The organism is Promicromonospora vindobonensis, assembly GCF_042685865.1.
GTDB classification, from domain to species: Bacteria; Actinomycetota; Actinomycetes; order Actinomycetales; family Cellulomonadaceae; genus Promicromonospora; species Promicromonospora vindobonensis.
The window spans coordinates 2,505,939-2,517,521 of the sequence record NZ_JBHUOG010000002.1; the positions used below are offsets into that span (position 1 = coordinate 2,505,939).

At 70.5% G+C, this 11,583-nt stretch carries 11 protein-coding genes; 2 read left to right on the forward strand and 9 right to left on the reverse strand.

Annotation, left to right across the window (positions count from 1 at the left end):
• The first annotated feature begins 43 nt into the window (after positions 1-43).
• Complete coding sequence (locus tag ACFS27_RS24475; protein WP_377188834.1) at positions 44-1,498, forward strand: AAA family ATPase; 1,455 nt, start codon at positions 44-46, stop codon at positions 1,496-1,498.
• A 4-nt stretch (positions 1,499-1,502) separates the two neighbouring features.
• On the opposite strand, the gene nagB is transcribed toward ACFS27_RS24475, so the two are convergent.
• The 6 genes from nagB to ACFS27_RS24505 all read right to left on the reverse strand — a co-directional run bounded on the left by nagB (position 1,503) and on the right by ACFS27_RS24505 (position 7,802).
• Positions 1,503-2,285, reverse strand: a complete 783-nt coding sequence (gene nagB, locus ACFS27_RS24480) for a glucosamine-6-phosphate deaminase (protein ID WP_377188837.1) — start codon at positions 2,283-2,285, stop codon at positions 1,503-1,505.
• On the reverse strand, positions 2,285-3,337 hold the full coding sequence (locus ACFS27_RS24485) for an ROK family protein (protein ID WP_377188839.1): 1,053 nt from the start codon (positions 3,335-3,337) through the stop codon (positions 2,285-2,287). The genes nagB and ACFS27_RS24485 overlap by 1 nt, the downstream gene beginning before the upstream one ends.
• On the reverse strand, positions 3,337-4,188 hold the full coding sequence (locus tag ACFS27_RS24490) for a carbohydrate ABC transporter permease (protein ID WP_377188842.1): 852 nt from the start codon (positions 4,186-4,188) through the stop codon (positions 3,337-3,339). Before ACFS27_RS24490 ends, ACFS27_RS24485 begins: the two co-directional genes overlap by 1 nt.
• The gene (locus ACFS27_RS24495; protein WP_377188845.1) at positions 4,185-5,138 is read right to left on the reverse strand and encodes a carbohydrate ABC transporter permease; all 954 of its coding nucleotides are present in this window, start codon (positions 5,136-5,138) and stop codon (positions 4,185-4,187) included. The genes ACFS27_RS24490 and ACFS27_RS24495 overlap by 4 nt, the downstream gene beginning before the upstream one ends.
• Before the next feature lie 114 nt (positions 5,139-5,252).
• On the reverse strand, positions 5,253-6,545 hold the full coding sequence (locus ACFS27_RS24500; protein ID WP_377188848.1) for an extracellular solute-binding protein: 1,293 nt from the start codon (positions 6,543-6,545) through the stop codon (positions 5,253-5,255).
• Between the two features lie 102 nt (positions 6,546-6,647).
• Positions 6,648-7,802: an ROK family transcriptional regulator gene (locus ACFS27_RS24505; protein ID WP_377188851.1), complete on the reverse strand. Its 1,155-nt coding sequence runs from the start codon at positions 7,800-7,802 to the stop codon at positions 6,648-6,650.
• 308 nt (positions 7,803-8,110) lie between these two features.
• On the opposite strand from ACFS27_RS24505, the gene ACFS27_RS24510 reads away from it, so the two are divergent.
• Entirely contained in the window at positions 8,111-9,091 is a 981-nt protein-coding gene (locus ACFS27_RS24510; protein WP_377188854.1) for a DUF4349 domain-containing protein, read from the forward strand.
• 33 nt (positions 9,092-9,124) lie between these two features.
• Here ACFS27_RS24510 and ACFS27_RS24515 read toward each other — a convergent pair whose 3' ends face one another.
• From ACFS27_RS24515 to ACFS27_RS24525, 3 genes are read right to left on the reverse strand one after another with little or no spacing between them, the layout of a single operon-like run.
• Entirely contained in the window at positions 9,125-9,868 is a 744-nt protein-coding gene (locus ACFS27_RS24515) for a MerR family transcriptional regulator (protein ID WP_377188856.1), read from the reverse strand.
• Positions 9,861-11,111: an MFS transporter gene (locus tag ACFS27_RS24520; protein WP_377188858.1), complete on the reverse strand. Its 1,251-nt coding sequence runs from the start codon at positions 11,109-11,111 to the stop codon at positions 9,861-9,863. The genes ACFS27_RS24515 and ACFS27_RS24520 overlap by 8 nt, the downstream gene beginning before the upstream one ends.
• 53 nt (positions 11,112-11,164) lie before the next feature.
• Positions 11,165-11,569 carry a RidA family protein gene (locus ACFS27_RS24525; protein ID WP_377188861.1) on the reverse strand — a complete coding sequence of 135 codons (405 nt, stop codon included), beginning with the start codon at positions 11,567-11,569 and terminating at the stop codon, positions 11,165-11,167.
• Between the last annotated feature and the right edge of the window lie 14 nt (positions 11,570-11,583).

The window sequence follows — 11,583 nt, forward strand, 5'->3', positions numbered from 1 at the left end:
AATGGCTTGCGGTGGTGTCGGTGACCACAGATATAACTGACGCATGTCACATCCCCACCCCGAGAGGAGCCTCACTCTGCCCGACGACGGCGCCGCCTCCCCAGCCGACCTCGCCGACACCCTGTCCACCACTCTCTCCACCGACCTGACCGACGACCTGGCGGACGATCTGGCGGACGACCTGGCCCGAGACCTGTCGGACGGCCTGCCCGAGCCCGACTGGCCCGACTTCGGTGACAACGACGAGGCCGCCCGCCGTGCGGTGGCCGCGGTGGCCGCCATGCTCGGCCGCCCCATCCCGGAGCGCCCCAAGGACCCCCGCTCGTCGAGCGAGTGGCTCGCCCGTCAGTGGGACGTCGAGGAGAGTGCGCTGGTCAACGTCTCGCGCGACATGTCGCGCACGTTGCAGCGGCTGCACGCCTACGCGCTCCAGCGCTGGGTCGAGCGGCACCCGGACGACGTCGCGGTGTTCGGCCCCGGCGGAGCGCCGCAGCGCGCCGCCCTCGATCTCGGCAACGGCACCTCCGTGAGCGTGCCCGCCGTGGCCACCGTCCTGTTCCGCGCCGGGTCCGCGTACGAGACGCCGGTGGCCGTTGAGGTGGCCTACCGGTACGGGACGCCCACGGTCACCGCCTTCACCCCGCCGGGCGGCCTCGCCCTCGCCGAGCAGGTGCTCGCTGACCTGACCCGCACGCTGGAGGTCGACCACCCGTACCGCGGTGGTGTCCTGTCCGCACGGGCGCCGAGCGGCTCCGTCGAGCTGACGCCGGTCAAGCACACAGTGCAGGTGCGCGGCGACGTCGTGCTGCCCGCCGAGCTGTGGCACGAGGTCGACCTGTTCTGCTCCAGCGTCACCACGCGCCGCGACGCCCTGCGCGCACTCGGTCACACGACGTCGCGCGGCCTGCTGCTCGCCGGCAAGCCCGGGGTCGGCAAGACCAAGCTCACCCGGGTGATCGCGACGGAGCTCGCGGGACCGCTCACGGTCGTGCTCGTCACGGCAGAGGTGCTGCGCACCTGGATGACCGAGCTCTACGAGGAGATCCGCGGCCTTGGCCCCTGCCTGGTGGTGCTGGAGGAGATCGACTCGGTGGCGTCGAAGGGCTCGCGCGGCGAGACCTCGTTCGCCGAGTTCCTCGACGCTCTCGACGGCACCCGCAGCTCCGACGACGTGCTGACCGTCGCCACCACGAACGACCCCGACTCCCTCGACCCGGCCGTGAAGCGGCCCGGCCGCTTCGACACGATCATCGAGGTGCCGCCGCCGGACCAGGCAGGGCGCACGGAGATCCTGCGGTTGTTCCTGCCCCCGGACTCCGCCGTCGACGTCGCCCAGGTGGCCTCCTACCTGGACGGCGCCACGGGCGCGGACCTGCGCGAGGTCGCCCGCCGCTCGATCCTCGAGCACGGCCCGGAAGGCCTGACGACGGACCGGGTCACCGACGTCGCGACGTCGGGCCGGTGGAAGCCCGCGCCGGTGGCGGGCAACTACCTCTGATCCGCTAGAGCCCTTGCCAGTCGGGCTTGCCCGCGTAGGTCTGGCGGTAGTAGTCGGCGAGCTGGAGCCGGGAGGCCGCAGCGTCGTCCACCAGGACCGTGGCATGCGGGTGCATCTGCATGATCGTGGCGGGCCACATCGCCGAGATCGGTCCCTCCACCAGCTGGTGGACCGCCTCGGCCTTGGCCCGCCCCGACGCCAGCAGCACCAGGTGCCGTGCCGACATGACCGTCGCCAGCCCCTGGGTCAGACAGTGCCGCGGCACGTCCTCGACCGACCCGCCGAAGAACCGCGCGTTGTCCTCACGGGTCTGCTTCGTCAGCGTCTTGATCCGGGTCCGTGACGCGAGCGAGGAACCCGGCTCGTTGAACGCGATGTGCCCGTCCGTACCGATACCCAGCAGCTGCAGGTCCACACCCCCCGCGTCCGTGATCGCCGCCTCGTACGCCGCGCACGCCGCCGGGAGGTCCGCCGCCAGACCGTCCGGGCCCTGCACCGCACCCGGGGCGATGTCGACCCGCGCGGCGAACTCCTTCTCGATCACGGTGCGGTACCGCTCGGGATGGGCAGCGGGCAGGCCCACGTACTCGTCGAGCATGAACGCCCGCGCCCGCGCGAACGACAACCCCTCCTCGGCATGACGGCGAGCCAGCTCGTCGTACACCGCGAGCGGTGAGGACCCGGTCGCCAGCCCCAGCACCGCCCCGGGCCGGGCCACCAACAGCTCCTGCACAGCATCCGCCGCCAACCGCGCGAGCTCACCCGCCGGGGCAATCACAACCTCCATCAGCTTCTCCTTCCCAGGACCGCCGCGCCCACCGCGGCGACCGGAACGTGGGTCGGCGCGAGCTGCACGCGGTCCGCCAGCTTGAGCGACCCGAGGAACGGCGACACCTTGGCCTGCTCCCGCAGCGCGTCCTGCACGGCGTCCAGGAGCTCTGTACCGAGCTGTGCCACGCCTCCGCCGAGCACCACGTGGCGCACGTCGGTGGTCAGCACGAGCAGCCGTACCGCCGAGGCCGTGGCATCGGCGAACCGGTCCTTCACGGCTATCGCCTCCTGGTCACCCCTGCGGGCGGCCTCGAACAGCTCCACCGGCGCAGGCTTGCCGTGCCGGGACGGCCACGCCGCCTCCAGCGCCTTGCCCGACGCGAACCGCTCCAGGCAGCCGCGCTGACCGCACGTGCACTCCGGCCCCAGCGGGTCGACGGGGATGTGCCCGATCTCGCCCGCCGCACCGCTCACGCCGCGGCGCAGCTGCCCCTCGAGCACGAGGCCTGACGCGAGCCCGGTGCCGAGCGCCAGGAACGCCAGGTCCTCGTGCTCCGGTTCGCCACCCGCGCGCTCCAGCACGTGCGCCGCGCCGACGGCGGCCACGTTGAGGTCGTTCTCGACCACCACGGGCACCCCGCCCAGCTCGGCGGACAGCAGCTCGGCGAGCGGCAGCTCGTCGTCGTGCACACCGAGGTTGACCGCGTGCTTCACCGTGCCGGAGCGGTGGTCGACGATGCCGGGGATACCCAGCCCCACGCCGGCCACGTCCCCGAGCTCCACGCCTCCGGACGCGACGACGTCACGCACCGCCTGCGCCGCACCCGCCACGAGCCCGTCGGCGCCGTGCACCGTCGTCCGGCGCACCGTACCGACTACCTCGCCCTCCGGGTCGAGGAGCGCGCCGAGGATCTTCGTCCCGCCGATGTCGAGGCCGACCGTGTACGCGGGCTCCCGCCCCGTCTCGGACCGGGCGCTCCCCTTCCGCTTGCCGACCTTTCCCATCCCGACCTTTCGCTTGCTGGGTTCGCCCTGGTCGGACGCACCCGTACCGGACCTGCTGTCCATCAGCCCTTCACCGCGCCGGAAACCAGGCCACCGGTCATCCTGCCCTGCACGATCAGGAAGAAGATCACCGCGGGGATCGCGATGAGCACCGACGCCGCCATGACCGCACCCCAGTTGGTGGCCTGGGTGGCCTGCACGAACGTGCGCAGCCAGAGCGGCAGGGTCATCGCCTCGGGCCGCTGCATGATCACCAGCGCCGTGACGAACTCGTTCCACGCCTGGATGAAGGCGAACACGCCGGTGGCGACCAGCCCAGGGGCGAGCAGCGGGAAGGTGACCCGCCAGAACGCACCGGCCCGGGAGCACCCGTCGATCATCGCCGCCTCCTCCAGCTCCTTGGGTACACCGTTGACGAAGCCACGCAACGTCCAGATGGTGAACGGCAGGACTCCCGCCGCGTACACGAGCGTCAGACCGATGATCGTGTTGAGCAGCTGCCAGCCGTCGATGATCCGGAACAACGAGATGATCATCGCCTCTCCGGGGATCATCTGGACAACGAGGACCATGACGATGAACGTCCGGCGGCCCTTGAACTGGAACCGGGTGAGGGCGAGCGCGGCCACGAACCCGACGACCACAGCGATCACCAGTGTCAGGAACGTGACACCGATCGAGTTCAGCACGGCGGGCGGGAACGGCGCTCGCGCGTTGAAGATCGCCGCGCGGTAGTTGTCCAGCGTGAACACGTCCGGCGTCGGGAAGAACGCGAGGTTCTCGCCCCGGATCCGGTTGTTCGGCAGGAACGACGTGCTGACCATCCAGTACACCGGGAACGCGGAGAACACGAAGACGGCGATGGCGAGGGCACCGAACCCGGTGTCGGCGAGTCGCTTGCGGATGTTGATCACAGCTCTTCCTCCCGCAGCGTGCGCCGCACATAGGGGTAGGCGATGGCCAGCATCACGATCACGAAGATGACGCCGATCGCGCTCGCCAGGCCGTAGTGCCCCTGGGCCATGCCCGTCTGGTAGATGTAGACGCCGATCGTGCTGGTCAGTTCGCGGTCACCGCCGATGTCCTGCAGCACGAAGACCTGCGTGAAGAGCTTCAGGTCCCAGATCATCGACAGCACCACGAGCACCGTGACGATGGTGCGCACGTAGGGCAGCTGGATGAGCCGGAAGCGCTGGAACGCGCTCGCGCCGTCGAGCTGTGCGGCCTCGATGACCTCTTCCGGGATCTGCGTCAGGCCCGCGTACAGCGTGAACGCGACGAACGGCACGGCGCCCCACACGACGATGCACGCCACGATCACGAAGAAGGACAACGGGTCGAGCAGCCAGGAGTAGCCGAACCACCGGTCCCCGGTGATCGCGGTGAGCACATTGTTGATCACGCCGTACTGCGTGTCGAAGAGCCAGCCCCACACCGTCGTCGCCGCCAGCGACGGCATGGCCCAGGCCAGCAGCAGGCCTACCGACATGAGGAGCCGCAGGCCCTTGCCGACCCGCATCATGAGCAGGGCCACGAGCATGCCGAGCACGATCGTGACGGCCACCAGCACGACCATGAGCACGAAGCTGCGGGCCAGCACGGTCCAGAAGCCGTCGACGTCGGTCAGGATCGTCGTGTAGTTGTCGAGCCCGACCCACGTGGCGGGCTGGCCCATCAGCTGGGCCCGCTCGTACTCCTGGAACGACATCAGGACCAGGCGGACGAGGGGGAAGCCGGTCAGCACGCCGAGGATGACCATGGCGGCCGAGAGCAGGAGCCACGGCAGGAAGGGCTTCCGGGTCGGCTGCCGGATCTCTTGGCGGGGTGTCTTCGGAGGCGCGGGAAGGTCCGCGAGAAGGCTCATGTCGTCGTCCTCAGGGATCGGGCGGTGGCGCGCCCAGCGGGCAGTGGTGTCCCGTCCCGCCCGGGCTTTCTGGGGTCGCACCGGGCGGGACGGGAAGTAGTGCTGACTTGGCGATCAGCTGTTGAGGATCTCCTCGATGTCCGCGTCGAGCTGCTCGGCCACGGTCTTCACGTCCTCGCCGGAGGCGATCTTCGTGAAGGCGCTCTGCAGCAGCATCTTCGACTCGACGTCTGCCCACTTCGGGGAGGCGGGGGTCAGCTTGGCGTTGGCGGCTGCCTCAGCGGCGGCCTTGCCGATCGAGTTGCTCTGGTCGACCTTCTCGAAGAGCGAGGTCTTGGCCGGGAAGAGGCCGATGCCCGCGAGGATCGACTGGTACTCGTCGCTGAGCAGGATCTCGTAGGCGCTCATCGCGAGGTCCGGACGGGCCGACTTCTGCGCGATGGCGATGTTCGAGCCGCCGGCGAACACCTGCGCGGCGCCGCCGTCCTTGCCGGGCAGGGCCAGACCCTCGAGGTCCTTGCCGTACGTGGAGGCGCAGCCCGGCACGCCCTCGGGGTCCTCCGGCTCCTCGGGAGCGTTGATGGACCACTGGATCCAGCTCGGCGCGGAGAGGAAGGCGACCTTGCCCTCGCAGAACGGCACCTGCAGGTCGGTCTCCTGGGCGTCGGACGGGGCGTTGTTGCCCTTGGTCATGATGGTCTGGACCTGCTCAAGACCGGCGAGGCCACCCTCGGAGGAGAAGCCGGCGTCCCACGTGCCGTCCTCGGCCTGCTCGGCGATGTAGCCGCCGTTCTCCCAGATGAAGGGCAGGGCGTTGTACCAGTCCTGGCCGGGCCAGTAGACGCCGGACAGGTCGTCGGTCTTCAGGTCGACGGCGGTCTCGACGTACTCGTCGAGACTCGTCGGCACCGGTGTGTCACCCAGGATCTGCTTCGAGTAGAAGACGACGCGCGAACCCGAGTAGTACGGCAGGGCGTAGTGCTTGCCCTCCCAGTCGCCGGCCTCGACGAAGCCCGGGATCAGGTCCGAGCCGCCCAGGGTCTCGAACTCGTCCCCGGTGATCTCGCGGAAGTAGCCCGCCGAGGTGAACGCGGCGGCCTGGGTGTTGCCGATCTCGACCACGTCGGGCGCGTCCGAGCCGGCCAGCGCCGTCGTGTACTTGTCGACCAGGCCGTCCCAGGCCTGCTCCTCGATGACGAGGGTGCTGCCCTCGTTCTGCTCCTCGAAGGTCTTCTTCAGGTAGTCGCGTGCCTCTGGCGGCGTGTCGGTGCCGACGAGCCAGACCCGGACCTCGCCGGGGCCGGTCTCTTCGGCGGTCGCGGCGCCGCCCGCGTTACCGCACGCGCTGAGCGCGAGGGTCAGGGTGATCGCCGACGCCGCAGCGCCGACGAGACGGTTTCTGTTCACGTTTGTGTTCCTCCCGGGATACGACTTTGTGTCGCGGTGCGTGGTGATGACTCGAGTGGAAGCTCGATGAGACGCCTGCCGCCGACACGTGCGCACGGATGCTCACGAGACCCCCAGCTGGGCGGAAAGCACGAGGACGGCGGCACCCGCCAGCACCACGTCCTCGTCGAGTGCGGCCATCCGCAGCTGCAGGCCCGAGTTGATGGCCGGCATCGTGCGCTGACGGATGGTGTCCAGCGCGGCCTCGCGCAGGGCGCCGTCGAGCAGGCCACGGGGACCGCTCAGCAACACCTCCGTGAGGTTGAGCGCGCTGACGACCGGGGCGAGGGTCACACCAAGCACCCGGCCTGCCGACGCCAGAGCGACGTCGGAATCTTCGCGGTTCTTGTGCGCGATCGCGCGCCGCAGCGCGGGCACGGACAGCACGGTCTCGAGGCAGCCGGTACGGCCGCAGGCGCAGTCGTCTCCGTCGTCGACGACGGTGACGTGGCCGATCTCGCCGGCGGCGTCGCCCTGGCCGTGCACCCGCACGCCGTCGACCACCACACCGGCACCGACGCCCGCACCGACCGTGACCACGAGCATGCCGGAGCTGCCGCCGCCGTAGGTGAACTCCCCGAGCGCCGCCGTGTTGGCGTCGTTCGCGACGTGCACGGGCAGGCCGAGGCGCTCGCCGAGGATCTCGGCGAGCGGCACGTCGTACCAGCCGCGGTTGGGGGCCTCGACCACGCGCCCGTCCAGGCCGACGATGCCGGGCGAGCCGACGCCGACGCCGATCACCGGGTGGTTCGCAGCGGCCACGAGCCGGCGGATGAAGCGGGTGAGCAGGTCGACCAGCTCGTCGCCGGTCCGGCCGTCGATGTCGAGCTGACGGCGCACCACGATCTCGCCGGTGAGGCTGAGCACGGCACCGCGCATGCGGCCGTACTCGGTGAGGTCGACGGCCACGATCTGGTAGGCGTCGGTCCGCAGGCCCACCAGGATCGCGGGCTTGCCGACGCGCTGACCGGGCCGCGTGCCGAGCTCCTCCACCAGGCCCTCGGTGATGAGCACCGAGACCAGGTCCGAGATGGTGACGCGGGTGAGCGAGGTTGCCCGGGCAAGGTCGGCCCGGGAGGTGGGTCCCTCGTGGAAGAGGTGCTGCAGCACGAGGGACCGGTTGTGTGCCCTTGCGTGCTCGGGGAGCACCTTGGACGTGGCGCGCAAGCGTGCGCCGAGCCCTCGCCCGGTGCCGTTCCGCTCTGTCGTCGTCGCCATGTTTGTTAGTAGACCTCCTTAACAGAGTCTCTGTCCATCACCCGGTATGACCCGTAACAAGACTGTTACGTGGGTCACCTTGCACCGGAGTTCTGGACGCACCCTGCCGCCGTCTTCGGATTACTTCACGTACCTGACGAATCCGAGACTGCCGCACCTTGGCGCCGTCGGCACAGCGTGACCGCAGCGTGATCAAAAACAGCGCAAAACCGATGAAAAATCGGGTCACCGGGCCCACAAGTTCACAAAGGGATCACAGTTCTCAGGTGGGGCGGGTTCCGGCCCTGTCGGCCTCATACGCTCGTCCCATGAAGCGCAACCGGTCAGCCAGGGGGGACGTGGGCATGCCCGCTCGCCGACTCGCCCATAATCTCCTGGCGGCGGTCGTCGGGGCGGCCCTCGCGGTCACCCTCGCGGCCTGCTCGGGAGGTGGCGCGAGCGAGTCCGGCGGCGGGGCCGACGCGGCCTCCGACGGCGACGGTGCGCGCAGCGAGGCGGTGGCGCCGGGCTCGGCCGAGGACGCGGTCACCGGTGCGGCGGGCGCCGTCGGCCTCGCCGAGGCCCCTGAGGAAGCGGTCAACCGGGAGCTCATCACCACCGGCAACGCGACACTCGCCGTCGAGGACCCGTTCGAAGCGGCGGAGCAGATCGCCGACCTGGTCGAGGCGGCCGGCGGCCGCGTGGAGGCGCGCGACGAACGTGCGGGGACCGACGACGAGCCCGGCACCGCGTCAATGACCCTCCGCATCCCCGCCGACCGGGTGTCGGCCACGCTGGACGCCCTCGACGAGCTCGGCGACGTGCGCGACCGCCACGTCGAGACGGTGGACGTCACCGGCACCGCACAGGACCTCGACGCCCGGATCGCTGCGCTGCGCACGTCGACCGACCGGCTGCGCGAGCTCATGGCGGACGCCGACCGCACCGCCGACCTCATCGAGATCGAGGCAGAGCTCGCGACGCGGCAGGCCGAGCTGGACTCCCGCGTGTCCGAGCGCAGCCGGCTCTCGGACGAGGTGGCCATGTCCACCCTGAACGTCGAGATCGTCGCGGAAGGCACGCCGGCGGCCCAGGCCCAGCCGGGCGGCTTCCTCGGTGGCCTGTCCGCGGGCTGGAGCGCCCTGGTGAGCACGTTCAACGTGGTCGTCCTGGTGCTCGGTGCGATCATCCCGTGGCTCGCGCTGGGCGGGCTGGTGCTGCTCGTGGTGGTCGGCGTGCGCAGGCAGCTCGCCAAGGGCGACGACGGCCCGGCGCCGGTCACCGCCGAGCCGGAGCCCGTCGAGCCCTGACCTCGGGCTCGGTCGGCTCACCCGCCCGTCGTCCTACGGAGCGGCGAACCGGGCCTCGATCTGCGCGAGCGCCTGCAGCTGCTGTTCGTTGAGCAGGTCCGCCGTGTGCTCGCTGACGAGATCGGCGGAGCCGAGGTCGAGCAGGTCCTGCTCGGCGAACTCGGTGACCAGCCCGTGGAACGTCGTCGTGAAGCTGTCGACGACGGACGAGATCTCCTGGTCGGTGCTGTCAGCGCCCAGCCGGCTGAACCGTCCGACGACGGCGCTGACCAGCGGGACCATCGTGGGATCGCTGATCCGTTGGTAGAAGCGAGTCAGGTGCGGCATCGCCGCCTCACCGGCCAGGTGGGCCAGGAGCACCGTCTGGTCCCGGTCGAACCGCATCAGCTCCGGCGGGAGGTCGGCTGCCGCGAACATGGCGACGAACGGTGCCAGCTCCGGCGGGAGGTCCGGCGCGACACGGTGTTCACGCAGGTGGGCGATCAGTGCCCGTTGGCTGGTCAGCCGGTCGATCTGCTCGGCAAGCTCCGCGTCCAGCTCGTCCATGAGAGCCCCCGTGTCGCCGGGCGAGTCGTCGAGCAGGTCCGGCATCCGTTCGAGCGGTATGCCGACGGCCGCCAGGCGCTTGATGCGCAGGAGCCGGACGAGGTCGTGCATGTCGTAGTTGCGGTAGTCGTTGCTGTCCCGCCGGGGCTCGGGGAGCACCCCCACCTCGTGGTAGTGCCGCAGCGCCCGCACCGTGACTCCGGCGAGGCGGGCCAGCTCGCCGCTACGCACGTGCCGCCACCACCTTCGCGTCGTCCGTCGTCGCCGCAGGCTCCGGTTCCAGGTGGCGCAGCGACCGCGCGAACAGGCCGACGGCGACGGCGATCAGCCACACGCCGGCGAGCGCGACCGCCGCGACCTCGACGCTGATGTACTCGGTCAGCACGGCGGCGGCAAGCAGCCCGACCGGCGGAGCAGCAGTCATGACCGCATTCTGCGTGCCCATGATCCGTCCGCGCATCCGCTCGGGGATGCGCTCGATCATGAGCACCCCCATCAGGCTGCCGAACAGCCCGCTGGCGAGCCCGACCACGAAGGCGCCCGCGAAGACCACCCACACCGAGGACAGCGTGACGATGACGCCGAACCCGACCGTCGTCCCGCCGAGCCCGGTGAGGAACCACGTCCTGCGTGTCCCGCGCGTACCGGCACCCGCATAGAGCCCAGCGCCCACGAGCATCCCGGCCGCGAGGGCGGTGAGGACGAAGCCCAGCATCCCTGGCTGGCCGACCTGGGTGAACCAGACCGGCAGCACCAGGCCCTGCAGGGACGCCAGCACCAGCACCGAGACCACGCTGAGCGCCGTCGTGGCAATCAGGAACGGGCTGCGCAGCAGCACCCGCCAGCCGTCGCGGAGCTGTGTCCAGCCGTTGTCCGTCGGCGCGAGATCACGACCGACGGCGACCGCTCCCACCCGGTGCGGGATCAGCAGGGTCAGCAGGGCAGCCAGCAGCGACGTCGCGGCGGTGATCCACAGGACGGTCGAGCCGTCGAAGAGCACCATCAGGGTTCCGGCCGCCGCCGGACCCAGCAGCAGCGCGATCGCACCGAGCCCTTCCCTGATACCCACCAGCCGTTCGGAGCTGATCCCGCCATGGCGCACGATCGCGGGCAGCAGGGCATCACGAGCCGTCATCCCGGGCACGTCGCCGAGCGACCCGATGATCCCGAACAGGACGAACCAGCCGAGGCTCAGGCCAGAGACCATGTCGACGACCGGCAGCGCGGCGACCGAGGCTGCCGACACCAGGTCCGTGACGACGGACGAGGTGCGGCGGTTGATCCGGTCGATCACGACGCCCATGACCAGGCCGGCGAGCACGGCGGGCACGGCGGTCGCCGCGGCCACCGTGCCGGCGCCGAGGGCACTCCCGGTGATCTGGAGGACGATCAGCGGGAACGCGACTCCCGCGATGGAGTTACCCAGCAGCGACAGCAGGTAGGACGACAGGTACGCGATGGGAATCAGCCTCATGGAGACAGTCAGAACCATCACGTAGGGGCGGGGTCAAGCCCCGCCGGCCGCGCTCAGTCGGTGATCGCCAGCGCGTCGATCTCGACCAGCATCTCCTCGCGCGGCAGGCCCACGAACACGGTGGTCCGGCTCGGCAGCACGCCGCTCGGGCAGTGCTTCGTCACGAACTCGCCGTAGGCCTCGTTCATCGGCGCGAAGTCCTCGCGCTCGAGGAGGTAGACGCGCAGCATCACGACGTCGTCGAACGTCGCGCCGCCGGCCTCGACGATGGCCCGCACGTTCTCCAGCGTGCGCGTGGTCTGCGCGGCCACGTCACCGAGGTGCACGTACTCCCCCGTCGCCGGGTCCGTCGGCCCCTGCCCCGACACCTGGACGAACGGCCCCTTGCGGACGCCCTGGTGGAACGTGTGCGCCGGTGCAGGGGCGTCCGGGGTGGAGATGGCGGTCTTGGCGGTCATGGGGTTCTCCTTGC

Bases quoted from the DNA above. Each gene is read 5' to 3' on its own strand.
- ACFS27_RS24475 (WP_377188834.1), top strand. From the start codon at position 44: ATGTCACATCCCCACCCCGAGAGGAGCCTCACTCTGCCCGACGACGGC.
- nagB (WP_377188837.1), bottom strand. From the start codon at position 2,285: ATGGAGGTTGTGATTGCCCCGGCGGGTGAGCTCGCGCGGTTGGCGGCG.
- ACFS27_RS24485 (WP_377188839.1), bottom strand. From the start codon at position 3,337: ATGGACAGCAGGTCCGGTACGGGTGCGTCCGACCAGGGCGAACCCAGC.
- ACFS27_RS24495 (WP_377188845.1), bottom strand. From the start codon at position 5,138: ATGAGCCTTCTCGCGGACCTTCCCGCGCCTCCGAAGACACCCCGCCAA.
- ACFS27_RS24505 (WP_377188851.1), bottom strand. From the start codon at position 7,802: ATGGCGACGACGACAGAGCGGAACGGCACCGGGCGAGGGCTCGGCGCA.
- ACFS27_RS24510 (WP_377188854.1), top strand. From the start codon at position 8,111: ATGAAGCGCAACCGGTCAGCCAGGGGGGACGTGGGCATGCCCGCTCGC.
- ACFS27_RS24520 (WP_377188858.1), bottom strand. From the start codon at position 11,111: ATGAGGCTGATTCCCATCGCGTACCTGTCGTCCTACCTGCTGTCGCTG.
- ACFS27_RS24525 (WP_377188861.1), bottom strand. From the start codon at position 11,569: ATGACCGCCAAGACCGCCATCTCCACCCCGGACGCCCCTGCACCGGCG.